Annotated in this window: 26 protein-coding genes; 16 read left to right on the top strand and 10 right to left on the bottom strand. The window is 58.1% G+C overall.

The genetic code is table 11. From position 1 onward, the window contains the following. The 14 genes from ACYVHT_RS17435 to ACYVHT_RS17370 form a co-directional block, all read left to right on the top strand. The coding region (locus tag ACYVHT_RS17435) for a VirB4 family type IV secretion system protein (RefSeq protein WP_460554770.1) at positions 1–2,598 on the top strand (2,598 nt) is incomplete at its 5' end. Positions 2,599–2,612: 14 nt separating this feature from the next. After that, positions 2,613–3,704 carry a hypothetical protein gene (locus ACYVHT_RS17430; RefSeq protein WP_460554767.1) on the top strand — a complete coding sequence of 364 codons (1,092 nt, stop codon included), beginning with the start codon at positions 2,613–2,615 and terminating at the stop codon, positions 3,702–3,704. Between the two features lie 18 nt (positions 3,705–3,722). Continuing rightward, positions 3,723–4,349: a hypothetical protein gene (locus tag ACYVHT_RS17425; RefSeq protein ID WP_460554764.1), complete on the top strand. Its 627-nt coding sequence runs from the start codon at positions 3,723–3,725 to the stop codon at positions 4,347–4,349. Positions 4,350–4,413: 64 nt separating this feature from the next. Next, positions 4,414–5,169, top strand: a complete 756-nt coding sequence (locus ACYVHT_RS17420) for a conjugal transfer protein TraK (RefSeq protein WP_460554761.1) — start codon at positions 4,414–4,416, stop codon at positions 5,167–5,169. A gap of 29 nt (positions 5,170–5,198) precedes the next feature. Then, the gene (locus ACYVHT_RS17415; protein WP_460554758.1) at positions 5,199–6,101 is read left to right on the top strand and encodes a DUF4138 domain-containing protein; all 903 of its coding nucleotides are present in this window, start codon (positions 5,199–5,201) and stop codon (positions 6,099–6,101) included. 46 nt (positions 6,102–6,147) lie between these two features. Next, complete coding sequence (gene traM, locus ACYVHT_RS17410; protein ID WP_460554755.1) at positions 6,148–7,530, top strand: conjugative transposon protein TraM; 1,383 nt, start codon at positions 6,148–6,150, stop codon at positions 7,528–7,530. A 22-nt stretch (positions 7,531–7,552) separates the two neighbouring features. Beyond that, on the top strand, positions 7,553–8,440 hold the full coding sequence (locus ACYVHT_RS17405; RefSeq protein ID WP_460554752.1) for a hypothetical protein: 888 nt from the start codon (positions 7,553–7,555) through the stop codon (positions 8,438–8,440). 6 nt (positions 8,441–8,446) lie between these two features. Continuing rightward, the gene (locus ACYVHT_RS17400; protein ID WP_460554750.1) at positions 8,447–8,986 is read left to right on the top strand and encodes a hypothetical protein; all 540 of its coding nucleotides are present in this window, start codon (positions 8,447–8,449) and stop codon (positions 8,984–8,986) included. Positions 8,987–9,002: 16 nt separating this feature from the next. Continuing rightward, a complete protein-coding gene (locus ACYVHT_RS17395; protein ID WP_460554747.1) occupies positions 9,003–9,386 on the top strand; it encodes a hypothetical protein in 384 nt (127 codons plus the stop codon). A gap of 281 nt (positions 9,387–9,667) precedes the next feature. After that, positions 9,668–10,207 carry a hypothetical protein gene (locus ACYVHT_RS17390; RefSeq protein ID WP_460554744.1) on the top strand — a complete coding sequence of 180 codons (540 nt, stop codon included), beginning with the start codon at positions 9,668–9,670 and terminating at the stop codon, positions 10,205–10,207. Between the two features lie 29 nt (positions 10,208–10,236). Continuing rightward, positions 10,237–10,620, top strand: coding sequence for a hypothetical protein (locus ACYVHT_RS17385; protein WP_460554741.1), 384 nt, complete (start codon positions 10,237–10,239; stop codon positions 10,618–10,620). Beyond that, on the top strand, positions 10,620–10,931 hold the full coding sequence (locus tag ACYVHT_RS17380; RefSeq protein WP_460554738.1) for a helix-turn-helix domain-containing protein: 312 nt from the start codon (positions 10,620–10,622) through the stop codon (positions 10,929–10,931). The genes ACYVHT_RS17385 and ACYVHT_RS17380 overlap by 1 nt, the downstream gene beginning before the upstream one ends. Before the next feature lie 17 nt (positions 10,932–10,948). Next, positions 10,949–11,260, top strand: a complete 312-nt coding sequence (locus ACYVHT_RS17375) for an IS1 family transposase (protein ID WP_460554736.1) — start codon at positions 10,949–10,951, stop codon at positions 11,258–11,260. Between the two features lie 67 nt (positions 11,261–11,327). Then, positions 11,328–12,059, top strand: coding sequence for a hypothetical protein (locus tag ACYVHT_RS17370; RefSeq protein WP_460554734.1), 732 nt, complete (start codon positions 11,328–11,330; stop codon positions 12,057–12,059). Between the two features lie 131 nt (positions 12,060–12,190). On the opposite strand, the gene ACYVHT_RS17365 is transcribed toward ACYVHT_RS17370, so the two are convergent. The 4 genes from ACYVHT_RS17365 to ACYVHT_RS17350 all read right to left on the bottom strand — a co-directional run bounded on the left by ACYVHT_RS17365 (position 12,191) and on the right by ACYVHT_RS17350 (position 16,702). Continuing rightward, positions 12,191–12,583, bottom strand: coding sequence for a hypothetical protein (locus tag ACYVHT_RS17365; protein ID WP_460554731.1), 393 nt, complete (start codon positions 12,581–12,583; stop codon positions 12,191–12,193). Positions 12,584–12,912: 329 nt separating this feature from the next. Further along, positions 12,913–14,871: an AAA family ATPase gene (locus ACYVHT_RS17360; protein WP_460554728.1), complete on the bottom strand. Its 1,959-nt coding sequence runs from the start codon at positions 14,869–14,871 to the stop codon at positions 12,913–12,915. Next, positions 14,868–15,422: a hypothetical protein gene (locus ACYVHT_RS17355; RefSeq protein WP_460554725.1), complete on the bottom strand. Its 555-nt coding sequence runs from the start codon at positions 15,420–15,422 to the stop codon at positions 14,868–14,870. The genes ACYVHT_RS17360 and ACYVHT_RS17355 overlap by 4 nt, the downstream gene beginning before the upstream one ends. Next, positions 15,419–16,702: a dsDNA nuclease domain-containing protein gene (locus tag ACYVHT_RS17350; RefSeq protein ID WP_460554722.1), complete on the bottom strand. Its 1,284-nt coding sequence runs from the start codon at positions 16,700–16,702 to the stop codon at positions 15,419–15,421. Before ACYVHT_RS17350 ends, ACYVHT_RS17355 begins: the two co-directional genes overlap by 4 nt. Positions 16,703–17,079: 377 nt before the next feature. Here ACYVHT_RS17350 and ACYVHT_RS17345 point away from each other — a divergent pair, with 377 nt between their 5' ends. Beyond that, complete coding sequence (locus ACYVHT_RS17345; RefSeq protein WP_460554719.1) at positions 17,080–17,790, top strand: hypothetical protein; 711 nt, start codon at positions 17,080–17,082, stop codon at positions 17,788–17,790. Further along, positions 17,787–18,791, top strand: coding sequence for a site-specific integrase (locus ACYVHT_RS17340; RefSeq protein WP_460554716.1), 1,005 nt, complete (start codon positions 17,787–17,789; stop codon positions 18,789–18,791). The genes ACYVHT_RS17345 and ACYVHT_RS17340 overlap by 4 nt, the downstream gene beginning before the upstream one ends. An 80-nt stretch (positions 18,792–18,871) precedes the next feature. On the opposite strand, the gene ACYVHT_RS17335 is transcribed toward ACYVHT_RS17340, so the two are convergent. The 6 genes from ACYVHT_RS17335 to ACYVHT_RS17310 form a co-directional block, all read right to left on the bottom strand. Beyond that, the gene (locus ACYVHT_RS17335; RefSeq protein WP_460554713.1) at positions 18,872–19,450 is read right to left on the bottom strand and encodes a hypothetical protein; all 579 of its coding nucleotides are present in this window, start codon (positions 19,448–19,450) and stop codon (positions 18,872–18,874) included. Between the two features lie 28 nt (positions 19,451–19,478). After that, positions 19,479–19,976: a hypothetical protein gene (locus ACYVHT_RS17330; RefSeq protein WP_460554710.1), complete on the bottom strand. Its 498-nt coding sequence runs from the start codon at positions 19,974–19,976 to the stop codon at positions 19,479–19,481. Next, complete coding sequence (locus tag ACYVHT_RS17325) at positions 19,973–20,752, bottom strand: toll/interleukin-1 receptor domain-containing protein (RefSeq protein ID WP_460554707.1); 780 nt, start codon at positions 20,750–20,752, stop codon at positions 19,973–19,975. The genes ACYVHT_RS17330 and ACYVHT_RS17325 overlap by 4 nt, the downstream gene beginning before the upstream one ends. Positions 20,753–20,758: 6 nt before the next feature. Next, the gene (locus tag ACYVHT_RS17320; protein ID WP_460554704.1) at positions 20,759–21,079 is read right to left on the bottom strand and encodes a YodC family protein; all 321 of its coding nucleotides are present in this window, start codon (positions 21,077–21,079) and stop codon (positions 20,759–20,761) included. Between the two features lie 372 nt (positions 21,080–21,451). Next, on the bottom strand, positions 21,452–21,886 hold the full coding sequence (locus ACYVHT_RS17315) for a hypothetical protein (RefSeq protein ID WP_460554702.1): 435 nt from the start codon (positions 21,884–21,886) through the stop codon (positions 21,452–21,454). A 45-nt stretch (positions 21,887–21,931) separates the two neighbouring features. Further along, on the bottom strand, positions 21,932–24,790 hold the full coding sequence (locus ACYVHT_RS17310; RefSeq protein WP_460554699.1) for an ATP-binding protein: 2,859 nt from the start codon (positions 24,788–24,790) through the stop codon (positions 21,932–21,934). Positions 24,791–24,805: the final 15 nt, after the last annotated feature.

Raw genomic sequence — 24,805 nt, 5'->3', positions numbered from 1 at the left:
ACGGCCGCGTTTGACGCCGTGATGCCCGTGCACAGCTTCGAGGGCGACAAGGTGGTGTTCAAGGACGGTCGCGTCGCGGTGGGCTTCGCCATTGAGCCAGCCGAGATGGAAAGCTGGACGGTGGATGACTACGAGGCATTCCAGACCGCGCTGGTAGGCGTGCTGCGGCCCCTGCCGGTAGGCACCATCGTGCAGAAAACAGACATCTACTACGACCGGCCCTACCGCGAGGACAAGACCCAGCAGACCTACTTCGAGGGCAAGATGAATAAGCACTTCTTCGAGCGACTGGTGCTGTTTCAGAAGTCCTACCTGTTTATCTCCTTCGCGCCGGTGGCGGTAAAAGCGCCCCGCACCAACGCCGTGAATGCCCTGGTGGCCCGCGCCGGCGAAGCGCTGATGAAAAACCCCTTCGCGCAGCTCGTCCAGACCCTGGAATTGGCCGAGGCCAGCGCCGTGGAATTTGTTCAGGGCATCAAGAACCTGGGCGGCGTTGCGTTTGAGCGCCTAGGCGGCCGGGAGATGCACCAGCTTTACCTGCAGTATTTCAACCTCAGCTTCGATGGCCAGCCTACCCGGCAGGAGCGCGAGATTGGCAACGACATGGGCGCGCTCAGCGTGGGCGAGCACCGGGTAAACATTCTCTCGATGGTAGGCCAGGGCAGCGAGGCCCACCCAGCGGTAAAGAACAGCTACGGCGTCACCGCGCCCATGCTCTACCCGCTCACCCACGTCCTGCAGTGCCCGCACATCCTGACGCAGGCCCTGCTGGTTCAGGATACCCGCGCCGAGCTTAGCTCGCTGGATACCGACCGTAAGCTCAACGCCTCCCTCTCGTTTCTCTCCACGCAGGACAATGCGCTGCGGGCAGCCGAGGTCGAGGAGTTCACCGCCGAGGTGCGGGCCGAAAACAAGCAGATTGTGGGCCTGCACCTATCCCTGCTGCTCTGGGACACCAACGATAACAGCCGGCGCGAGAACGTGGAGCGGGCCACGGCGGCCTTTCGCTACATGTTCGGCACGGAAAGCGTGGTCGAAAGCTACCTGGCGCTGCCCGTGTTCTTTGGTTTGCTGCCCGGCAACGCCTGGCAGGTGCCGGACCGCTGGCTGACCTGCTCGTCGGACCGGGGCGCGTGCTACACCCACTGGACGGCCACCTACCAGACCGACCCGGTGGGGGAGTACCTGACCGATAGGTTCCGCAACCTGGTGCAGGTAAACCTGTTCAACACGGCCCTGGACAACCAGAACGCCATTGTCATCGGCCCCTCGGGCTCAGGCAAGAGCTACACCTTCGGCAATCTGATTGTGCAGCGCTTTGAGAAGGGCGCCCGCCAGATTATCATGGACGTGGGCGGCACCTACCGCAACGTGCTGCAGTCGCTCAACGGCGGGGACTTCGATAACACCTACTTCGAGTACGACCCGCAGCGGCCCATCGAGTTCAATCCCTTCGTCGTGCCGCGGGATGCTTCGGGCAAGTGGCTCTACAACGACGAGAAAACCAACTTCCACCTGGCCCTGCTCGCCGCCCTGTGGAAGGGCGGCAAGGATACCGGACTGGACAAGTCGGAGCGCACGATTCTCTCGCGCTTCCTGATTGAGTACTATGCCTGCCTGAACGAAAGCCCCCGCCTGAACCAGAAGGACGAGGAGTTTCCCGGCATGGAAAGCTTCTACCGCTTCGTGGAGCAGTACGACCAGGAAATGCAGAAGCCCGTGGCCGTGCCCGGCGACGGGGTGGAACCCGACCCGCTCGATGGAGCGCGTCGGCAGTACCAGAAAAACCTGAAGTACATCGACATGCACCAGTTCTTCCTGGTGCTGGGCCAGTACATCACCGGCGGCCGCTACGAGCGGGTGCTCAACGCCAAGCGCGACGTGGACTTATCGGAGTACCGGCTCATCTGCTTTGACCTGGCCAAGGTGCAGGCCGACCCCGACCTCTACCCGGTGGTGGCCATGCTCATCACTGAGCTGAGCCTGGATTTGTTCCGCAAGTTTCCCGACGACGTCAAGTACATCGCCCTGGACGAGGCCTGGACCATGCTCTCGGGCGTGCTCTCGGAATTCATCGAGTCGATGTACCGCACCATTCGCAAAACCAACGGCTCGGTCACCATCATCACCCAGGGCATCACCGAGATTACCAGCAGCAAAATCGGGCCGGCCATCATTAACAACTCGGCCACCAAGATTATCCTGCGCCACGTCAACCCCGACTCCCTGGCCCAGCTGCAGGCCCCGCTGGGCCTGACCGGCCACGAGATGGACTTGATTAAGTCAGTCCGCTCCACCGAAGTGCTGCGCGAAATATTCATCAAGCAGGGCGCCAAGGGCAAGATATTCGGGGTGGAGGCCTCCCCCCAGTTGGATGCTATCCTCACCTCCAAACCGGTGGAGCGCAACCACCTCAACCGGCTGGTGAAATTCTATCAGCAGACCAACCTGAAGCCGGTGCTGGACCGAAACGGCCGGCCGAAGCTGGATGCGGACGGCAACCCGCAGTACGAGCCCGTGAAGGTGCAGCGACTGGACTACGCCGTCGACCAGTTTGTGGAGGATAAACAGGCCCGCAAGGGTGTCCTAGCCCAGTGAGTAGTCTGTATCTAATGGTCGCCTACGGGGCCGACCCGGGCTTTCTGAGCGCCTGCGACCAGACCCTGCAAATCGTGCTGCGCGCCTGCCGCTACATCACGCCCACCTTCATGCTCATTGCCCTGCTCTACACCATCGGGCGCGGCTTTATCTCGGGCAACGGGCTGGCCATGGACTGGGGCCCCATCGTCAAGGCTGTATGGATATTCTTCCTGCTCTTCTTCTATAAGGAACTGATTGATACGCTTAGCTCGGGCATTGCCGGGTTCACCCGCATGTTTGCCACGCCCGACGGCTCCACGGCCGCTTCGGCGCTGGGCGCGACCATCAGCACCTCGGAAACGCTCTCGCAGAAAACGGTGGTGGAGCAAGGGGCGCAGGAAATAGCCAACCTACTTAAAACCATCACCTCGTTCAGCCTGACCAACATTCTGCTGCAGCTGGTGACTGGGGAAGTCGTGCTGCTGATTCGGCAAATCATGCAGTTCATCCAGCAGTTTATTCTAGGCTTCCTGTTCGTGTGCGGCCCCATTTCCCTGTGCCTGTCGGTAGTGCCGGCCTTTGGCCAACTCGCCATCAAGTGGCTGCAGAACTTCCTGGCCGTGCAGTTCTGGGGCCTCTCGTTCGCCCTGCTGGATTTGCTCTACACCTTCTACACGGCTTCCAACACCACTTTCGGCGGGGTTTTCTCCGCCCCGGTGGCGGCAGAATCGGATACCCGCCAGCTGATTGTCTCGGTAGCCTTCATCATGCTCTACCTCATGGTACCCTACCTGACGAGCCTGTTTATTGGCTCCTCAGCCGCGCAAGGGTTCGTGGGCTCCGTGGTTGGCATGGCTACTTCGGCGGCAGCGGCGGCGGCCGGTGTTTCGGCTGGCATGGCCGGCGGCGGCCACGGCGTGTCCGGGGCCATCGGCCGGGCCATGAGCAGCGGCGGCACCTCGGGCGGAGGCGGCTCCGGCGGGGGCACGGGCGGCGGCTCAGCCGACCCCAGCCCGGCCCCAAGCGGCGGCAGTTCGGCCTCGGCGGGCCTGCCCTCCATTACCATGTCCGATGCCCTCAATCCTTCCTACCGGCAACGGCCTTCCGGGCTGTGGACGGCTTAACCAATCCCCTTCTTTCCGATGAACTATCCCACCCGCTACCTGGCCCTGCTGACCTTGGGCCTGGCCACTGCCTGTCAATCCAAAGAAGAAAAAGCCAACGCGGCCCTCGCCGACGCGCTGGAAGCGCAAGCGGAAAGCCCCGCTGAACAGGCCCGCATGGCGGCTCAAAAAGCTGCTTACACTCTGCCCCCGGCTCGTCCGGCCTCGGCGGTTGACGTGCGGGCCGGCGTGGAGCAGCTGCTGCCGGCCGAAGGCTACCTGGAGCTGGTGTCGGTGAAAGGGCAGGCCCTGCAGCCCATCACGCTCGGCCTGCCGCCCATGTGGCGCATCGGGGTGAAGCCAGGCTACCCCAAGGTAGGCCCCGGCTACAAGATTCCGTTCGAGGCAGTGCTACGCTGGAAGCCTACGGGCTACGTGGAAACCAAGCCTAAATCAGCCTTGCTGGTGCTGCAGACGCCGAAAGACTCGCTGATGCACTTCTACATCTCGGAGATGAGCGTGGGCAGCAAGGTCGTGCAGGTGCGGCCCAGGGAGCCCATCACGGTGCAAGGGGTGCTCTACACCTACCTCGACCGGGATAATGCTCAGCGGCTGCTGGTGTACCCCTACCAAGACAAGCAAGTGTATCTGCCCCTGGCCAACTAGGGGCAGTGGGGAAGAAAGCCCCGGCCTTAAAAACCTCCTCCTGTTGACTTAATCAGCCCTTTTAATGGACTCCGCCAAAAACCTAAGTACCTCATTCTCCACCATGCGCAACCTGGCGATGGGGAGCGTCCTGGCCCTGCTGCTCGTGTCGCTGGCGGCGGGCTTTCTGGTGTACCGCGCCTACGAGAACAGCGGCCGGCGCGTGTACGTGGTAGGCCAGACCGGCTCGGTGGCCGCCCTCTCCGCGCCCACCACCGAAACCCACACGCCCTACGAGGCCCGCAACCTGGTGCGCAACTTCATGCAGACCATGTTCGGCCACGACCAATACACCTACAAAACCAACCTGGACGCGGCCCTGCCCCTGATTGAGGGGCGCGGCGGCCGGCGCATCTACGACGGCTTCACGCGGGGCCAAGTGCTGCAGAACTACGAGCGGTACGCCGCCCGCAACGTGGTGACGGTGGACAGCGTGAGCATCGACATGAACCACCGCCCCTGGTCGGGCCGGGTGTACATCAAGCAGCGCATCTTCATCGGGGGCGAGCAGAAGGAGCCCCTGCCGCTGGCCGCCAAGTTCAACCTGACCGAAACCAACCGCTCTGATGCCAACCCCTACGGGATGCTCATCACCAACTTCGACTACATCCCCTACAACCCGCAGGTGTCGCGGGAGGAGCTACAGGCCCTGAAAGAGCAGGAAGCCGACCGGCAGCGGGCCCTGCTGGAAGCCCAGCGCAGCGCCGGGGCCCTGGCTCCCGCAGCCAGCGACGCGCCTGCCCCGACAGCAGCTCCGGCTTCGCCCGCAGCGGGCAACTAATTCTATCCTTTCTCCAAGCGCATCGCACTATGTTTTCCAAGCTTTTGCTGGCCTTGAGCCTGCCCCTGCTGCTGGCGTCGGCCACGTCAGCCCAATCCTCCACGGCCGTGCCGCGGCCCGCCGCGTCACCACTGGCGGCCCCGGTGCTGCTGGACGTGGCCGTGTCAGACAGTTCCACTACCTACCTCGTTTTTAGTGGCCCCGTCTCGCTGGTCGACGTGGGCATGGCCAATAACTACCTGGTGAAGATTGAAGCCAACGCGGTGTTCGTGCGCGCCCGCCGCAAATCCGCGCCGCCCACGCCCATCCTTATCCGTTACGGCTCCAAGTACTGGATGGGACGCCTCGTGTACGTGAACCGGCCAGTGCTGCAGCTGTACGACTTTCAGAAAGACGGCGCGTTGAGCGTGAGCAGCGGCACTAGCGAGGGCACGGCGGCCGGCGCGGCCCCGGAGAATGAGCTGGCCTTGGACAAGGAGCGGGAGAAGAAAGCGGCCGTTGAGGGCAAGCTCAGCCAGCTGCGCAAAACCAGGGAAGAGCACCAGGCCGTGGCGGTCGTCGACAACGACCTGGTACTGTCGCTGGCCAACGTGCGCAACGACAAGGATTTTACCTACCTGCGCTTCAAGGTCATTAACCACTCGGCCATTGACTACAACGTCGATTTCACCGACTTCCAGCTGGTGGAAAACGCCCATAAGAAGTTTCTGGCCCGCAAGAAGAACGAAGCGCGCCGGCCGCTGGCTCCCTCGGGCGGCCTAGCCAATCAGGTGGTTACGGGCCGCACCACTGGCTACCTGACCTACGCCATTCCGCTCTACGCGGCCACAGACCGGGGCTACCTGGAAGTGACCCTGCGGGAGCTAAACGGGGCGCGGGTTCTGGTGCTGCCAGTGCCTTCGCGAGTCATCAATCGAGCCTCTACCATCTAACGCCGCTGCTATGGAACCCGCAAATCCCCACACCCAACCCCCAGCCATGGGCTCAGCGGAGCACGACGACGCGGAGCACTTCGGCCCGCAGCGGCCCACCCCCGCCGGCCAGTCCAAAGCCACGCCGCTGGAAACGCTGCGCAACAACTGGCTACTCCTAACCGGCCTGCTGGTGCTGCTGGTCGGCATGGGCCTGCTTCTCTGGCTGCGCTCCGCCACTCAGGCCGCGCAGCAGAAGAAGGAAGTCGTAGCGGCAGCCTCGGAAAACATCGAGCCCGAGATTAAGGCGGCCCCCACAGCGGCTGCAGAGCCGGTTTCGCCCTCCGCGCAGATAGAGCAGCAGCGCCGACTGGAACAGGAGGCGCAAAGCACGCCCACCCGCCCAAATACCGACGAGGTCGCGGAAGCCTTTGTGGCCGATACGATGGGGCAGGCCCAGCGGCGGAAGCAGCGGGCGGCAGCTCTCACGGCGGCAGCGCGCCGCCGGCAGGAGGAAGGCCGCCTCGCCGCGGCCGACGTGGACACCATTGAAGCCACGGTTCAGGACCCCGCAACGGGCTCGTACCATGCTCAGACGCTGGTGGTACCCCGGCGGCGGCCAGGCCAGGTAGTCGGTACTGTGGCCCGCCGGACCAGCTCCGGCGCGGCGCGCCGGGCGCGGGCCGCGCTGCTGCCGGCGACCGACACGGACGGCACCCCGTTTGAAACCGACCCGGACGTGCTGGCCATGCTGAGCACGTCTCCGCCCGAAACCCGCGCTGCCTACGAGCGCATGACCGGCAAGCGCTACCGCGACCCCAGGGCCGTCGCGCAGACCCTGGCCAGCCGCGCCAGCGCGCCCGGCATGGATGGCTTCAATACCGTCAAGGTCGCGGGCTCCGCCCGGATGATGGCCCAGAGCAGCCAGGCGGAGCTGGTGCCCGACGTCTTTTTCAAGTGCGTCATCAACGGCGAGCAAAAGGTGCGAACCGGCTCCGTGGTACTGCTGCGGCTGCAGGAAGACGCCGTGGTGTCGGGTGTGACCTTCCCGAAGAATACCGTCTTCGCCGCCGTTGCCACCGTGGGTACCAACAACGTGATGCTGGAAGTCAACCGCCTCGGGCCCAACCGGGTCGCGGCCAGCATCTACGACTACAACTACATGCCCGGCATCATGATTGACCCCGTGAAGCGGGTAGCCAAAGATGCCAGCCTCGCCGGCCAGGACCTGCAGCAGCAGTCCATGCAGGAGGTCAGCACCGCCATCGACCGCTCCGCCTCGGCGGCCAACTCGGTGGTGGGCGTGGGCGGGCGCGTGGCCATGGGCGTACTCAGCCGGCCCAAAACCCGCACCAAGCTGCGAGACGTGCTGCTGCCCGACGGCTACCCCATCCTGATTACCACGGCTACCGCCGGCCAGATGGGGCCGGTCACGGCGTCGGGACGCTAATTCTTTCACCAATTCCACGACAATGAAAAAGACACTTTTTCCGGCCCTGGCGGCCGTTGCGCTGCTGCTGGCCCCGGCCGGTCAGGCCCGGGCGCAGATGGTGGTTAATGACCCGCTGCATATGGGCGTGCAGATTGGCGAGTTTGCCAAGCGCCTGCAGCAGTGGTCCTCCACGGTGCAGAACTACCAGGTAGTAAAGGACGCCCGCCAGATTGCCGGCGTCACGAAGGATATCACCAGCGAGGTTCGCAGCCTCACCCAGGAGGGGCTCGACCTGCAAAAGCAGGTTCAGGCCGACCTGCGGAAGGTGCAGAGCATTCAGGACTTGCGGCTCTCCAACCCGCAGGAGCTATTTGCGCGGGCCCTGGCCATGTCCGGCCGCAGCCAGACCAACCAGATGATGCCCGTCTACGCCAAGGCCCAGCGCCTGCGACAGGCCCTGCAGCTGACCAACCCCATGCAGGACGTGAATACGATGTACGACGTGTTCTCGCGCTTCGGCACCAGCTCGGCCGACCCCAACGGCAACATGAACAGCGACCAGTACCAGGCCAAGCGCGAGGAGTCCACGGTTTCCCTGTTTGCGGCCGAGGAGATGATGGCCAAGCGCAAGCTGGCTATGGCCGTGAACTACTACAAGATTGCCGACGAGATGACCGCACAAAGCGTGGAAATGCAGGCCACGCTGAAGAATCCGGGCCGTTACGCCATGACCGAGGGCGAGCGGATAGCTGCCCTGAACTCCTCGAACGACAACCTGATTAAGGCCATGCAGCTGCGCGAGCAGGGCGACCGGCTGTTCATGGAAGCCTCGCAGGCCGGCCCCGCCCACCAGGCCGCCGAAGCGGTGTACGCCTCGACCCTCAGCCGGAACGCGCTGATTAAAATGGACCGTGCACGGCCGCGCTAACATCCTATGAAAAAGCTCCTGTTAGTGGTGCTTCTGCTCGCGGGGGTCGGTATTCTGCCGGCCTCCGCCCAGCGACACGTCAAGCACCTGGCCTCCTGGGGAGCACACCTCGGCCGCTCCGAAACCGGCAACTACTATGAGTTGAGCTATACGCCCATGCTCACCAACCACCTGGCCCTGCGCCTGAGCGGGGGCTATGAGCACGGCACCTTGACTACTCGCGGCGAATACTCGGTGTATCAGGGCCGGGTCCTGCTCTCGCCCCAGCTATTCTGCCTCGGGGAGGTGGCCTACGTGCACCTGCTGGTGGGTGCGGGCGCGGGCTACGAGTGGACCAACCAGAACGGTACCGGGGAGGTAATGTCCGGTGCGAAAGAGCCGCAACGCTTCACTTACGGCCCCCAGGTAGGAGCCGAAGCGGATTTCTTCCTCGGCAACCGGCTCTCGCTCGTGGCCACGGGCACCAAAGGCTACCTGTTCAATAATCCGCTGGTCGACCAATGGCCAGGCCTGGCCAGCATTGGCCTGCGGTATCACTTTCGCTAATCACTCCTTCTGACCTATGAAACGACTTGCCTATCTACTGCTGAGCTGCGCGGCTCTGGTCACGAGCTGCTCGAAAGACAACGATGCCACGCCCTCCGGCCCGAAAGAGTATCAGGTAGAATACAAGGTTACCTCCAATGCTCCAACCTCGGACTACCTGAGCTACACCAACGAAAGCGGCGGCAATACGACGCTTAGCAACACACCACTGCCGGTGAGCTACAAGTTTAAGCGGACCATGAAGCAGGGCGACAACCTGACCATCTTGGCCAGTATCGACGGCGGTACGGCGGCCTCGGAAATCACCTGCGCTATCCTGCTGGATGGCAAGGAAGTCAAGAAGAAAACTGGCCGGGGTGTCGACGCGCAAGCCGTGCCGGTGTATGTAATCGGTGAATAGTAATTAGGGTGTTGTTAAACAAATAGGGCAAAACCTCCGACCCTGCGCTACGCCATTTGCTCGACGGCTGTTTAACCGGCATCTGCCACCGGGCTTGGACTACCTGTCCATTGAAGAGCGCACGACGAGCCAGCATTTTAGTATCCCGCCCTGGCAGCCCCCGGTAATCGTCTGGAATTCACGTCACCGAATGTCATTTCAGTCCCCCCGCTCTCGCCAGCGCGGGGGTATTTTTTGTCCGTTCCGTAACTTTAAGCACCCCGTTCACCTTAGCTTCTCGCATGGACTACCTGCACATGATTGAATACCAGCCGCGTCACTGGCGGGTAGTCTATCCGACGGTCGTGCTGCAGCACGAGGCCCTGTTTCAGAAGGCCAAAGCACTGCACACGACCGCGCCGCTGGAAGCCGAGCGTCTGTACCGGCAGATCATGGCCGCCTGCGGGGAGTTGCACCTGGACGCGGTGTCGCACCTGGGCATGCTGCTCAACAGCCGAACTCCAGGCCTGGGCTTGACCTACCTGATGCAGGCGTTCATGCAGGCTAGGCTGCTGTTTCCCAAGGCCTTCGCGGAGGGCCGGGACGTGCTGCTCTACGAGTCCACCGGCAACGGTTTCGTGCTGACCGCATACTACGCCATGGGCGTCGAGCTGCGCAAAGCGAAGCGGTGGGCCGAGGCGCTGGCCTTGTTCGAGTTCCTGGTGTTGATCAATCCGAAAGACAACCACGGGGCCGGGCGGTGGATTCCCGCCCTGAAAGAATTGGTGGCCACCGCCGGCGGGAGCCCGCCCCCGGCCGTCGTGTCCTTGGTCCGGCCATAACCAGCTCACGCACGATTTCTTCCTATCCTATGCCAAGATCATTAACAGTCCTCTTAAAACCGCAGGTTCTCCAACACCCGGACTACGCTAAATACAACCCTGTAAATCTCAGCCTAAATCCTCGCCCTGGCCCTTCTGATATAGGCTCGGTTTTTACACGCAATAACGACAGAAGTAAGTACCTCTGTTATGTTTCAATACCTGACATTGTTCCTTTCATCGCCGCACAGGCGGAATACATTGAGGGGATAATGTGGGATATCCTAAAAGAGCCCGCAGAAGAAGGGGCTTGGAGAATAAGCTTCGTGGACGATATACATCCCTTGGCATTGCTACACTGCGTAGATTTAGATAACTTGACCGTATGCAATGTACTCGGTGCGGCAGTGACTCGAACTGCAAAAACGGGCTAATGCGGAGCAAGCAGCGGTACCGGTGCTTGGCCTGCGGCTACAACTACACCGGCGGTAGTGGCCTGGCTTACCCGGACGAGAAGCGGCAGCTGGCGCTCAAGTTGTACTTGGAGGGCATGGGCTTGCGCGCCATTGGGCGGGTGCTGGAGGTGTCGAACGTGACCATCCTGCGCTGGGTGCGTGCCTACGGCCAACGCGCCCAGCAGCAGGCGGCCGAGGCGCCGGGCCAGGCCGTGCGCATTGGCGAGGTGGATGAGCTACACAGCTACGTGGGGCAGAAAAAAACGCCTGCTGGGTCTGGCTCGCGGTAGACCGGGAACGACGGCAGGTGCTCGACGCCGTCGTCGGGGCCCGTGACGAGCACACCGGGGCGCGCTTGTTCGCCTCGCTGGCGCGCCATTCCTTCCAACTCGTGTGCACCGACTTCTACCGCCCCTACCGTGCCTTGGTGCCCATCCACCTGCACTACCGCAGCAAGGCCGAAACCACCTCCGTGGAAAGCTGCAACAGCCTGCTGCGCCACTACCTGGCCCGCTTCCGGCGCCGAACCAAGTGCTACAGCAAGTGCAAACACATGCTACTACAAGCAGTACTGTTGCTACGCGCCAAGAAAAACGGCACCCTATCTATGATACTGTAGCAATGCCCATCCCTTTGATGATGGATCCTTCTGGAAATTTGTACCGCATAGGTTACGGGACATAACCGTGGGCTTCATCCGCACCTACGCAGACAAACTCAACTTTGGGGTAGATGAAACCTACCAGATCTACGCTGGCCAGACTCGGGAATACTTCTCCGTTCCTGCAAAACTTAGCTTAAGTCAGCGAGAAGATCTACCCTGGTCTATTGAGTTACTGGAAGAGTTTGTTGATCGATGGAATTGGAGCTTATTAGCTTTGAATGAAGGGATTATATGGGATATCCCTTTAATTGAACGCTTCATAAAGAGAGTAGACTTTCGGGCACTAAGTGCGCGACCGGACTTACCTTGGACACCCGAAATGATCGGCCAATATGTTGATAAATGGGATTGGAAAACACTTAGCGGCAATCCAGGGTTACCATGGAGCTATGAACTACTGAAAGCACATGAGGAAAGGTGGGTATGGCAAAGCAAAGTAGATTATCTAAGATACTTGCGCGGTGAAGAATATATGCACCTGAAACCCAGTACCATATCTCACAATATTGGTATCCGTTGGACTACCCACTTAAGAGAGTTTATTAGTAAAGTCGATGTGTGGAGCATAGCTGCGAATGCTTACATGTCGCAACCCTTTATCGCGCTCGTATCTACAAAGCTTTCTGAAAGTCGGGTCATCTATACCTATTGGGTTAGATACAGTGACTACCCCTTAGAAGAGGAAAAGGTCGAACTTTCAGGATGGGACCTGATTCAAAGAAATGAACACCAGTTCTATCCGGCTTCCTCTTAGGAGCGGGAGTTGAATGCCACGTTGCAATAATAACCCTAAAACAATGACACTATTTAGCGCTCTGGGCTCTGGTCTTTATTGCTGTTCCAAACTCAGGCATAAAAGTCAACTCACACTCCCATTAGAGCCAACTATAATCCTGAGTTAGGAAGAAGCTTCCTAAACGCGCTTTCGTTTTTATAGAAGTTGACAAGGTCGCGAGCTCCATCTACAGCTTTCAAAGAAACTACGTTGTTGTCTGCGTCTCGTACCTCCCATTCATTGTCATCTGACATTCGCAAAAATGCATAGGTGGTCGAACTGTAGTTAGCAGGACGCATCGAATCCAGTTCAAAAATTGGGTCAATGCCTACATCACCTTTACGATAAATAAAGGTCAGTCTGTTTTTTAACCGATATGCTCTGTCCATCAAGTCATCTCGGGAAACACTCATCTTATGGATTTGCTGTGCCAAATCCGATAAGTCCGTGGGACAATAGTATTGCCCGTTCTCAAACCATACGGCAATTGGGGGGATGGTCATACGCTTCGTTTGTAGGTGTGCTTAAAGCTACTATTTGAGGTGTACATTGTATTCAGGATAGGTTGCCCCCTACATACCGATGCCTCGGCTGCTGCGCTCAGGTCTTAGGACGGGGCGTTCGATGGCTAGCATAAAGGCTTGTTCCGGTGCCACAGTGAACTGCTCAGCTACAGTTTGCCGCGGCTGTTGGCGCTGCTTTGCCCGCGTTCCGAGTAACGTATTGTCCAGCAGAGCGATAATTGCTGAAAGTGCGTGGTTTTGCCGACGAGCCGGAGGTTTTGCCCTATTTGTTTGACAACACCCTGAGTAGGGCAGCGCTTCAAACCTTGCTACAAACCCCGATAGTAAGGAATCAAGGGCGGGTTCTCTTCACTGTCCGGCATCATGTGCCTAACTGCAAAGGTCAGAGGTGAATCTTGACCTCGGGGGAAGTATTCCTTGTCAATCAGGACAACCTGCGTGCCAAGCAGTTCGCCTTCAAGCAACTCATAGACTAAAGTGTGAAAACCCTCAAATTGAGCTTGGTTTTCACGTTCGCTGATGTTCTTCATCGGCGAATCTATAATCAGGAGCGAAGGCAGCATGGCGCCTACTTCCGTTGCGAGCCGATGCACTGCCAAAGCGAAACACGCCTTGAACAAGGTTTTTTTGCCGCCACTGCCCAGGTTTGCAAACGACATCACGGTAATGTCGCCCATGTCTGGCTCGGTCACTTCAGGCAGAAAGGTCTTGGTATTGATTTTTACAATGTTATCACCCGACACTCCAGGCATTTGGGCCCGCATCAAACAGTCCAGAAAAAAGGCTTCCAGCTTGCGCACATTGCTCATGTCTGCCTCTGCCCCGATGCGGGCAGCTTCAAGCCGCCGCCTAATTGTTACCTCTTGGCCCTGCAACTCATCGGCTTGCTGAAACAACTCCTGAACCTTGCGAGGCAATAGAACGAGTCGTTTCAAGTCATTGATTTGCTGCCCTATTTCTGCCGCCCGGCGTTCCAAAACCAGCGCCGTGGACAGGTAGGCGGAATCGTAGTTCTGCATGAGTTGAGTCAGCGAGTTGTCCACTGCTTCTTTGTCTCGCTCAATCTCACTGCTCCGGCGGCGCAGGCGCACCAGTTGGTCCTCATGCCGTTTGATGGAATCCTCCAACTCGCTGATGCGGGCCTTGCTGTCGCTGGCCAACACGTCGGGCGTGAGGTTAGACGCTCCTTCTTTGGGCTCTTCCTGGCCGCACACCGGGCAATCGTGCTCCGACCGTTCGGGCAGTTTCTGGGTGCACCGCGGGCAGGCCTCGAACGCCACCCCGCCCAGCACGGCCCGCGCTGCGGCGACGCGCTGCACCTTAAGCCCCAAGGTTAGAATTTCGTTGATGTGGCGTTTGTCCTGGTCGATGGTGCGCAAAATCTGGGGCTCTGCTTCCTCCAACGCCGCTACTTCATTCGTTAAGGCGCGAGCTTGCTGCCGCAGCACATCGGCACCGTGGGGAATCTGTAGATGTTGGCCCCGCAATTCTCGCAGCTTACGGGTGACCTCCGTTGCTTCGGCCTCGAAATCCCCAATTTTAGCGATAATTTCTTCTTCCGACGCCACGCCTGCTTCCAGCAGGCTTTCTTTAAGCGACTTAGCCGCTCCTTGCAGTTGCTGCCGGCGCGAATAGAGTTCTTGCAGTTCCGATTCCAACTCCGCCACCTGCTCTTGGTGAAAGCCCAGGATGAAGCGCAGCACGTCCAAGCTTTTTAGGCGCTTGAACGGGTCGCCCCCATCGAGCTGAAAAAAGTTGCTGTCGAAGCCGTCTTGGTCGAGGTAGCAGAACCAGAGCAGGTCCCGCAGCGACAGGCGCGACAACTCCGAGTCCTCGCGCATCTTGCTGCGGCGCACCCGCGGCGGCCTGATGCCTACCAGATAAAACAGCAGGTCGGACAGTACCTCTACCTCGGTATCAGGAATGACGGGGCCACCCCCTGACTTGCGTGCCGGTACGATGCGGTCGTAGCTGCCCTGCTCATCAGTCCAACTGCAGAGGATGTAGTCACTATCGCGCTGCCGTTCCAAAGTCAGAGGCTTCTCGTTCACCACCAGCGAAAGCGAAACAGTGGCAAATTCGCTCTGCAGTGCCGGCGACAAGTCAAGCTTTCCTCCAAAGCAATAATCTATCAACCGCGCAATGCTGGACTTGCCGGCCCCCATTTGTCCGTAGAAATAAGTTACGTCCTCGAAGGGCAGCACTTCAGTGGAGGCTGCAAAAACCAAGGTCAGCTTTTCCAGCCGCAGGTGCAGGGGATAACTCATAGCGCGATATTTTCACCCCACTTCATGTCAATGATTTCGGGGAAGACTTCGTAAATCAGGTTTTTCAGGGCCGTAGCGGACATAGACCCTACCGTGCGGTAAATCAAGATGCTGCGCTGGTGCATATCAGCAAAGGCCGGCGATTCGCTCAGTATCCCTACCACGCGACGGCCTGCATCGGTTAAATCCACGTGGACGGTATTGCCTTTTAGATAGGAAACGACTAGCCCTTTCGCCACTAACAAGCCTATCCAGCGCCGGTAGCGGGTATCCCACGGTCCGTAGCGGAAGCGCACCATCTTTGATTCAATGGACGTGCGCTCATGGGCCTTGATGTTGGCCTTTGTGACATTTTTGTTCTTAACCTTCAACAGCCGTTCCAAGCAGTTGGGGTAACGCAGCAAAAAGTCGAGTTTGGCCAGCTTCATAATGCCCGCCATCGTGCTGCCGGCCCGCTGGTCCGATTCGCCCAATAGTAGTAACAGACGAGCCAGATGCAGTTCGTCGGCGTTTTCCGTGGCCGCTACCGCTTTGATTAGTCGAATGCTCATGCCACGTTGAGGTTAAATTTTTCGCTCCACCACACCGTACACTCTTCGGTCAACAAGCCGGCAATGCCAACTAAACACTCATACGGCTCATTGTTCACTTTGCGGGGCGAGTTGTCGGCAATCGCTTTCAGCCGCTGAAACACGCTTACCAACATGGCCGGTCCGTAGGGGGCCGCCGGAGTAGTACGGGTGGTTTGCGCCACCAACTGGGCCTCCGAGCACTCGGCTTGTACCACGCCTTCGAGTTGCTTCAGCAAGTCATCGAATGTATCGGGTTGGGCGAGCGCCAGAGACATCAGGCGTGCCTCTGTGTCCAAAGTTCGACGCTCCATGACCAGTAATTGCTCGACTAGGCCTGCCCGCACAAATTTCTTTCGCAAGTTGTCCCGCTGCGAGCCAGAGTTACCAATAACCAGGGTCGCTTCGCCAGTTTGGTAGCGAAACACCATACCCGACGACTGACCTACACATTCCGCAACCACTGAAACGGCTACTCGCTTCGCCAACAGCCGCGGATTGGTTTGCCCCGCGACATGGGGTAGGTGCTGACGCGGGTCCTCAATCAGCAACGAAGACGCACCGTACACTTTCTGAATCAGTTCATCCCGCACGGCATTCAGGCTTGCCGCTGGCAGGAGCTTACAGTCGGCCAGTTGGGGCAGATGAATGTGCGCCACTTCGGAATCGAAGTGGTCACGGTTAGGGCCCTTCACCAGTTCCGTTCGCTTCAGGACCGCAAACAGAACTTCTGCATCACAGCCGAAGTCGGTAGCCATTGCCGTCAGCACTTCCGCGAAGGGCCCCTGAACTTCACTTGCTTTGCTGTAACCTTCTAAGACCTTTAGGAAGGCGCGTGGGCTAGTTTTCAGCTTCTTAATATCTTTCACGTCGAGCCCTACCGTTAAAAACTCGGCATTGGACACGATAACGAACCGATTAATATTGGCCCCGAACTGAATGTGTAAATCCACAAACCGCTTGAGGCTATGACGTATGGGCTCTTCGGTAAGCGTCCAGTCACCTATCTCCGGGCGACGGGTCTTGACCTGGTAAGCATCGTAGGTGCTATCCGGTAACTCCGCCAATAAATCCTCGTGGTGCTCGCACCACAGCGCTTGGTAAGGATTTAGGCCCGAGGCAGCGGCTACCAGCAGGATGGTTCCGTAAGCGTGCTGATAGCGAAAATTGCGCTGTGTTTCGTCTCCGGGGTCGCCAATAGCCGCAACACCTGCTGGATTGAGTGGGGTAGAAACGGAGGTAGGTCGTAGTTTTTTTCCCATAAGCGGGAATGGTGCGCGGTTGAGCCATCAAATAACGACCGAATTCCGGGTTAATTTTTCGTAAAACCAAAAACGAACCAGACACCCGACGTCACAGAGCGTGGCTCATTAGTATCAGGTAACGACTGATATGCCATTAATACGTCCATCATTTGCTATCATTTCTAAGCTGCTTCACCTTTGCCGACCTGTGCTGACCGCGTGGCCAAATTAGAGCCGAGTAAAAGAAGGTACTGACGCGGCGCAATGGACACTTGTTTATAAGGAGTGAGGAACGGTTCATCAATGCACTTGAAAAAACGATAGTTTAGGTACGATAAGCCTTCATTATCGTACCTAAACTTGTGCTACCTTTACAAGCCTATCTTGCTTCGCCTATGGAACTACCGCCCAGCTTCTCACCCACGCCAGAAGAGCTACCCGAACTCGCGCCGCCACGCCTGGCCGACTTCCGAGTGGTCGACGACTTTGCCCCAACGGATGACGACGAGTCAGGCTTCGTGGCCTACGACATCAGCGAAGTTATTCTCACGGAGCACGTGATGAGCTTGGTCGTAGAGTTTCTGGAGCAGTACCCCACGTGGGAACGGCGCGAGGTCCGGTTCTCCACCTGCCGCCGGAACATTCCGCTGGTGGAAGAAGCCTTGATCGAGGTGCAGCTACCGGAAGGCGGCTGGGCCGAGTTGCAAGGAATTCCGCTGTACCAGTTTCAGGTGAAAGCCAACAGCGAGGATGTCTGGCGGGTCTTCAAAGCCGTCATGAAGGGCGAAGGCACGCCCCTTAGCTGGCAGCGCACCTTGGCTGACTTCGAAGGCTTGAGCGAAAAGGCGACCTACCACGTGCGCCGGCTGGAGTCGCCGGAAGTCAAGCAGCAGGTGGTGGCAGACTTCATCGCCCAGTATAAAGCCGCGGGCGTTAAGCAAGTGTCCATCAAGCCCGACGGGCGCGGCTTCTATCCGTGGTTTATGCTCTACAGCCGCCGACCCGATGGCAGTTCGGTCAAGTTGTGTGTGGTAATCGACAACGAAACGGAACAGCAAAACAAAGCGCAGTTCTTCGCACTGGTCAAACTCTACAGCAGTCTATGAAACAAAAGGGAAAAAAAGCCAACCTGCCGGTGGTGACCGATTCCGTGCCGGCCTTGGCGCTGACCGACCTGTCGGGTACGGTGCCGGCGGCCGTCAGCCGCTACCTGGTGCGCGGCCTCGAAGGCGCCGACAACACCCGCTTGGCGTATGCGACCGACCTGGCCACGTTTGAGGCGTACTGCGCCGAGCAGCAGCTGACGCCGTACCCGGCTGACGTCGCCACGCTAGCCGGCTACGTTGCCCACTTGGCCGACCTGCCCCGCAAGCTGGCCACGATTCACCGGCACCTCGCCGCCATTGCCAAGAAGCACCAGCTGATGGGGTTGCCCTCCGCCGTGGACGCACCGGCGCTGAACGTGTTGCTCAAGGGGGTGGCCCGTGAACTCGGCAAGCGGCAAAAACAGGCCCCCGCCTTCACGGTGGCGCACTTAAAACAAGCCCTCAACGCATTGGACCTGGAAACCGCCGCCGGCCTGCGGGACCGGGCCTTGTTGTTGATGGGGTTCGCCGGCGCGTTCCGACGCTCCGAGCTGGTGGCCCTCGATCTGGAGCACATCGAAATGACCGACGCCGCGTTGGTCGTCCACCTGCAGAGCAGCAAAACCAACCAGGCCGGGGAAACGGAAGACAAGGCTTTGTTCTACGCGGCCAACCCGCGCTACTGCCCCGTGCGGGCGTTTCTGGACTGGCAACGGGTGCTGGGCCGCACGTCCGGACCGGTCTTCGTCTCGCTGGTCCGGGGACAGAAGGCGGGCGAAAGCAAGCCTTCGCAGAAGCGCCTCTCCGACGTGCGCGTGAACCGCCTGGTCAAGCAACACCTGGGCGAACAGTACTCCGCGCACTCGTTGCGGGCTTCCTTCATCACGACGGCCAAGCTCAACGGCCAGTCCAACGAGTTCATCAAGAACCAGACAAAGCAGAAGACCGACGCCATCATCAGTCGCTATACCCGGCTATCAGACGTAGTGGCCTACAACGCGGCGCAGTCTCTAGGCCTTTGAAATTACATAGCAAAAAAATGATGCCGTTCAATTAACGAACAACGTCATTTTACAATCTAAATATGCTGCGCCGCTAAACGTTATTTAAAGATCTCGTCTAGGTTCTCGTGTTGAGCTGTTAACAATCGAATGAAGTTGTTAACCTCGTTCGCATTGTGAAAATAGAAGATACCAAATCCGGTTGAGTCATCGATATCAAACGGCTTGCGGGCATAAACAGTCTTATAACCCGAATTGGTTTTAACGCGTTGGGCAATAACATCTCGGGTATCGCCAAGCAAATACATCGTGTACTCACCGGCTGGTGAACCACTAAACATCAATACCGTGCCCGTGTAACTGTGGCCATTTCCTCGGCTGGTATAAGCCGTGGAAGGTATTTCGGTTACCAGCTTCCGAAAAGTCAGATTTCTGCTGCTGTTAATATCCGCCCACTCAAGCCCCTTTCTTAATCCCGCAGCTAATTTGCTACGCGCTGCTTTATTCAAGCGCAGTTCGGAAAGCGCGTAGGCTTTTTCATCGGTCAGGCTTAGCGTTTCTTCTCGTCCAGAAATTATCAGCAAATCCCCCTTGTAACTTACGTCATAAGTGGCTGCTTCTTGGGCTTGGCAGCAGAGAGCACCAAGCAAAAAAACGAGGGTAAAATACAATCGGCTCATGTACGGCAAATACGTGGGAAAAAAGGGACTATGTGGACACAAAAAGCAGATTAAGCGTGTACACAAGCGGCTCCACCGCAATGCTCATGGCGATTCCTCCGAAGCTGTGGTACTCCGGGTGGGCCTGCCGATTTCGAATGTCGCGGATAGCATGGAGGCGTTGTTTCAACTCAGCCGCGTGGAGACGAGCGCATAACTCATCAATAAGACGAGCCAACGGCCTGTTTTTAGAATCGTCCCTGCCTTCAGTGATTGGAATGCCCACCTGCTGGCAGCGCAGCTTTACGGCCATTTCTATCATGCTTGTCAGCTTTTTAATGGCTTCGTCGTACATCGGGTAGTGGTACCAAGCCAGCGCCATCAGGTGCTCGACCGTGCGGTAAGATTTCACGACATCTTCGTGCACGTCCCCGTGGAACTTGGCGGGTGCAACCATGTGTGCCACGTAGCTTTCGCGGGTGGGAAAGCCCAAGGCTTGCCAAGTGGTATCTGGCTCGTACCAGTCGCCGGCCGTGGTGTTGTTCATGAGCGTGGCGTAAGCGTGTCGCGTATCTGCATGACCAAATTCACGCATAGCTCCTCCTTATCTGCCTCGTCCATTTTAATGAAGGGCCGGCTGGGCGCATTGACGCCTTGATACTTCATGATGTCCGGGTACTCGTCCAGGATGCAGGGCTTTAGGACGATGAAGAGGATGATAGCCCCGTCCTTTCGGGCAGCCTCCAGCAACGGGGGAATTTCCTTCTTGAGAATGAAATCGGAGTTGAAGAAGTCGGCGCTGAGCAGCAGCAGCGCCACCTTGGCTTTGCTGATGGCCTGCTTGATTTCGTGCTCCCATTCCTGGCCGGGCCGAATCTTTTGATCGTCCCAGAATTCCACCCGGTTTTCCAACGGCCGGAAGTGCCGGCGAATGTAATCCAGGTGTGCGCGGTCTTGGTGGCTGTAGCTAATAAACACCGTGCTGCGCTCCGGATTGGCAACCTCACTGGGATGAATCACCAGAGGCAGCGCTGCTACCTCCTGCTTGAGAAAGAACAGCACTTTGGCCAACATGGTCTCCCGGTTGCAGGGCTGCCCTTCCTTGTGCCGGGGGCACACGGCAATGTGCTTGTCGAGCACGTCTTGGATGCCTTGGGTTACCTCATCCAAAAACACCGCCTTATCAGCAGGGGCATAGAACTTTAGCAGCTCCTGCTTCACGTAGCTGATGAACTCGTTGTGCCCGTCGTAATTGTCTTGGTAAGCTCCCCACTGGTATGCACACCGTTCCGCTTCGGAACGGATGAGCTGTTCCTCACTCATCATCGCCTAGTACGAATGCCGGTCGGGTCGCCGGATTGGTTGGATAGTCGTTCCCGTGCTTGGCTCGCTTTTGCGGAGCGTAGCGGCTGGGAAACGCTGTTTATGCTGCTGGCTTTTCTCGAACCAGACACATACCACATCGTCGCCTTCCAACTCGGCAACGGTCATCATCGGTCCACCGGATTTAAGCTTGACGGTGTCGCCAACATTGAAAGGTATCATAAAGAGAATGTCATTCTTGGGTGTGAACTCTGTAATGGTTCTTTGTTCGTTGATTTGTACTGATAAATCGGTTGGAATAGGTGCCCACTCAGATAAATCAATCACCGCAATATTGCCCTGATTACATGATATAAGATCACCACTACCCAGCCAGCCAATACAAGCAGAATAAGCGTATTAAAAGCCAATTCCACCCAAGATAGCAGCGGTAACAGGGCGATTCCGCCACCCAGGTAAAGCAAGATCACCAAATAGGTCCACTTGGTATCCTTCTTGGTGAAATACTTGATGATTTTTAAGAGAATATATCCTACAAGGATGCATCCTCCCCCAATTAGCAGAGAATTGACTGCCTCAGGTGTGGTGGCAAGTTCTAACCTGTTCCCACTGCCATAAGATCTTCTGCCAAACGCGGCAGAGTTGGCAAGCAGCAACACTAAACACGTGAGCGCAGGTCGCATGGCGTATGCCTAGAAGCTACTTTTTGAATGAGTCTATCATCGGCTGATGGATCTGCTCTCCAACATCTCGCTTAATACCCTCTTCCAACGCCTTCTCATCCGTGATCACCAGATTGCTGGAGATGACCACGTCTTTAATACCCGTGGTAATGGTTACGTCCGTCCCGTTTCCAGCGGGCACTTGCTTGTATGTGAGTTCGCATATCGCGCCCGAGTGCGACGTTACAGCTCCGCCAATGAGCCCCGTGAACGAGTTTTCGTCGGCTTCCTTGATTCGCCCGTCGTTAGTAGTAAACCATTCCTTGGCTTTCGCAATCGTAACGGCAGGGCTTTCAGCCGTCGTTACTTCATCGGTTACCGTCCCATATTTATACGATGAGCAGGCAGCCATGCTCAAGCACAGAGCTATTGCATATACACCACGCGTTAGCTGAGTTAATATTTTTGTCATGCGTTAGAAGCAACTGCGTGTATTTGGCACTCAGGGCAGTGCCAATTATTGTTCAAAAGAGTGGTTGTTGATTTTCAGTGTCGTGCTGTTTTCGCGCACGGTTCGCTGCAAATCGTCGTCAAAAGGGGTAGGCGATTCCACCTCAATGTCGAGCGTTAGGCGAATTTTATGGGAAGGATTGAGTGTGAATTTGCGCACGATCTCCGCCATAATTTTCGTAAAGCGACTGTTGGCGTCCTCGTTATCCAGCTCAACACTGGCGATGTACCGCCGTACCGGTACCTTCTTGGAACCGCCGGCAGTGCTGCCGAGACCTTCGCCGGTCTCAGCGCCAGCACCGCTTCCAGTGCTGCCTGTGCTTGAACCAGGTTCAGCATTGTCATCACCCCCACCCGTTGAACTAGTGCTCCCGCCTTCACCGGCAGCTGCAGCACGACGAGTTTCCACATAGGCTTTGGCCACACCTGGCTCAATCAATAAATGATCGATACCGAGGCCCACCCCTTCTTCAAACACAAAACCCTTGTACTCGGCGCCTTCCTGAGCATGGGCAGCACCTACCATTCCCGCTTTTACCCCGTCGTTGGCAGCGTGTAGCAACACTTGAGAATTGCGCAGGCGTGGCAGGTACAGATACCGGCTAAAATCTTCCCACACCTTCCGGCCTGTTACAGCCGCTTCCTCGGGTTTCCAGAACCAACTCTGAAGCTGACGCACCAAGTGCACTGGGGCCCAAGAGGACAACAGCATTTCGTTGTCGACCAAGAGGCGCTCGATTTCTACCGTGAGACCGTTCACGCTCGACGTGGGGAGTTGTAGTGCCTCCCACCGCACTGGTCCGGGAGAGCTGCCCGGGCGCGCATCCTGAGAGGGTACTATCAACCAACGGTAGGCTTCTCTCACTAACCGGTCTAAGGCCTTACGGGCTTCATCACGGCTGCGCACCACCTGCTGCTCTTGTAGGCGGTCCAAATTGATACGCGACTCCTTGCAATCCACCACAATTGATTCCCAAGCCAGGACGCTGCGGAGCTGGTCGAACAAGCGGCTATTCGTCTCTAGCTCCGGCGCTAAGAACACCAACCGATTGCGGCGGATACGCGGATTTTCGCCCCGCTTCTCCAAGAACTCCGTAGCCACATCGGTAGCAGGTCCTAGCGTTGAACGAGAACACGCCGCTTTGGGAGGCAACACCACTAGGCGCAGATGCTCGTCATCGGCCACGTCCACTGAAGGGGCAAATACATGCACGCTCGCGAATGGCTCCGGCCGGCCAAAAGCTTTTTGGACGATGCGTTTCAATTCGGGCAGCACATCAGCCAACTCGTCAAAGCGGCGCTTGCGCTCTTCCATCTCCCGCCGCAGGTTCGGACGCGTGTCAAACCAATAACGGTTGTTGCCGGTGGTGAGGTGGTGAAGGCGGTCAGCCAGTCGTTTTAGGGCGTCCGTGTACACGGCCGGCGTTTGCCCTGGAATGGCTGAACCCAGCATAATGTGCTCCGGCGTAAGTCCCCTGGTAGTTTGGTTACCAGCCGTGTTGGGCGCACTCCCCAAAAAGATGGTTCGAGCTACTCGATGGCCTGCTTGCACAGCCCCAAATCGGGGATCCCGGCTGTCAATGTCTTGCGGGCCCGAAAGGGGGCCATCGATATCACGCTCCACGACGGCGTCCCACCCGTTGGGAAGATACAGCACAAAGTCTCCTCGCACTTTGCCGTTAGCCAGCGGCAGGTTGCCCGGTTGGATAAAAGGGTCCTGGTTGTTATCGGCCCACAGCTGGCTAATTACCTGCGCCATCAGCTTCAGCACACCGCGGGTGCGCTGGAAATTGTCCAGGGTGGCCCAGTCCTCGTAGAGGCGGGAAAAGACCTCGGGATGAATCGGATACGCTTGCCGCAACCGCTGGTAGTAGCTGGACTGTTGGGTCTCGGCCGGAAACTCGCCGGGGTGTTCGATGTAATAAGTGGCGTAGGCACGGCAAATGGCATCCGCCGCAGCTTCATCCGCAATGGGAGTAAACAAACGCCGGCGGACAATTTCAAACGCTTCGTCCGTGGCAACGGGCTTCCAGAGTGCCTGGATGCGATTAAAAGCATGCTCTAGGGCGTGAAGCGCTGCCACTGCCCGGTCATCCCCTGCCTCGCGGTCCGACTCCGGCAACGAAGCCAACAACTGCGCCGTTGGGACCGCCTTGATGGCCTCCGTGAGGTTTTGAACGAAGGAAAGGTTGCTGTTGTAATCGCCGCCGGAAAAGTGCTGATTAGGCCTGAACTGGCGCATATAGACGACCAGCTCGTCCATCAAAATCACGCACGGTGCCGACTGCTTCAGCAACTGAATCAGGACCTCGGAACCAGGAGCCGTACCGCTTTCATCAGCGCGACGCACCAACTCATATGCCGATTGGCCCCCCAGCTGCCACGCCAGTTCTCCCCACAAGGTATTAATCGACTGACCGGCGCGAACAGCAGGCGTGTCAACCGATAGATGTCCCGCATCCAATACCACCACGCGGGCATGGGGTAAATCAGTTACTCCCAATTCGTTGAGAATGGCGGATATACCTGGCAAATCCCCGGCTGCCACTTTCCCATCAGCGCGGCGTACCAAATGGTACACGGCGAGCATGGTGTGTGTTTTTCCGCCACCAAACGCCGTCTGCAGTTGGATAACGGGGTCACCACCGTGGCCGGTCAGGCGCTGCACCACGTTACGCAGCAGCAAGCGCATCCCCTCGGTAATGAACGTCAGCCCGAAAAATTTAACGGGGTCGCCATACTCGGGCGATGCTGTTCCGTCGTGCACACGGTACAAGTGGGCGGCAAATTCGGCCTGCTGAAAGGTGCCGCGGAGCACGTCGGGATGGGGAGTAGCGATTTCTCGCCAAGGGCGGAGCGTAGGCATGTAATTACCGCTGGG

This window comes from Hymenobacter daeguensis (assembly GCF_054780555.1).
The sequence above is the reverse complement of the archived record's forward strand: the minus strand, read 5'-3'. Positions and strand labels throughout refer to the sequence as shown.

Coding starts and splice junctions, on each gene's coding strand:
- ACYVHT_RS17340 (WP_460554716.1), top strand. CDS start 17,787: ATGAAACAAAAGGGAAAAAAAGCCAACCTGCCGGTGGTGACCGATTCC.
- ACYVHT_RS17380 (WP_460554738.1), top strand. CDS start 10,620: ATGCGGAGCAAGCAGCGGTACCGGTGCTTGGCCTGCGGCTACAACTAC.
- ACYVHT_RS17365 (WP_460554731.1), bottom strand. CDS start 12,583: ATGACCATCCCCCCAATTGCCGTATGGTTTGAGAACGGGCAATACTAT.
- ACYVHT_RS17350 (WP_460554722.1), bottom strand. CDS start 16,702: ATGGGAAAAAAACTACGACCTACCTCCGTTTCTACCCCACTCAATCCA.
- ACYVHT_RS17405 (WP_460554752.1), top strand. CDS start 7,553: ATGAAAAAGACACTTTTTCCGGCCCTGGCGGCCGTTGCGCTGCTGCTG.
- ACYVHT_RS17355 (WP_460554725.1), bottom strand. CDS start 15,422: ATGAGCATTCGACTAATCAAAGCGGTAGCGGCCACGGAAAACGCCGAC.
- ACYVHT_RS17400 (WP_460554750.1), top strand. CDS start 8,447: ATGAAAAAGCTCCTGTTAGTGGTGCTTCTGCTCGCGGGGGTCGGTATT.
- ACYVHT_RS17430 (WP_460554767.1), top strand. CDS start 2,613: ATGGTCGCCTACGGGGCCGACCCGGGCTTTCTGAGCGCCTGCGACCAG.
- ACYVHT_RS17330 (WP_460554710.1), bottom strand. CDS start 19,976: ATGAACAACACCACGGCCGGCGACTGGTACGAGCCAGATACCACTTGG.
- ACYVHT_RS17315 (WP_460554702.1), bottom strand. CDS start 21,886: ATGACAAAAATATTAACTCAGCTAACGCGTGGTGTATATGCAATAGCT.
- ACYVHT_RS17390 (WP_460554744.1), top strand. CDS start 9,668: ATGGACTACCTGCACATGATTGAATACCAGCCGCGTCACTGGCGGGTA.
- ACYVHT_RS17310 (WP_460554699.1), bottom strand. CDS start 24,790: ATGCCTACGCTCCGCCCTTGGCGAGAAATCGCTACTCCCCATCCCGAC.
- ACYVHT_RS17345 (WP_460554719.1), top strand. CDS start 17,080: ATGGAACTACCGCCCAGCTTCTCACCCACGCCAGAAGAGCTACCCGAA.
- ACYVHT_RS17425 (WP_460554764.1), top strand. CDS start 3,723: ATGAACTATCCCACCCGCTACCTGGCCCTGCTGACCTTGGGCCTGGCC.
- ACYVHT_RS17360 (WP_460554728.1), bottom strand. CDS start 14,871: ATGAGTTATCCCCTGCACCTGCGGCTGGAAAAGCTGACCTTGGTTTTT.
- ACYVHT_RS17395 (WP_460554747.1), top strand. CDS start 9,003: ATGAAACGACTTGCCTATCTACTGCTGAGCTGCGCGGCTCTGGTCACG.
- ACYVHT_RS17415 (WP_460554758.1), top strand. CDS start 5,199: ATGTTTTCCAAGCTTTTGCTGGCCTTGAGCCTGCCCCTGCTGCTGGCG.
- traM (WP_460554755.1), top strand. CDS start 6,148: ATGGGCTCAGCGGAGCACGACGACGCGGAGCACTTCGGCCCGCAGCGG.
- ACYVHT_RS17385 (WP_460554741.1), top strand. CDS start 10,237: ATGCCAAGATCATTAACAGTCCTCTTAAAACCGCAGGTTCTCCAACAC.
- ACYVHT_RS17325 (WP_460554707.1), bottom strand. CDS start 20,752: ATGAGTGAGGAACAGCTCATCCGTTCCGAAGCGGAACGGTGTGCATAC.
- ACYVHT_RS17335 (WP_460554713.1), bottom strand. CDS start 19,450: ATGAGCCGATTGTATTTTACCCTCGTTTTTTTGCTTGGTGCTCTCTGC.
- ACYVHT_RS17420 (WP_460554761.1), top strand. CDS start 4,414: ATGGACTCCGCCAAAAACCTAAGTACCTCATTCTCCACCATGCGCAAC.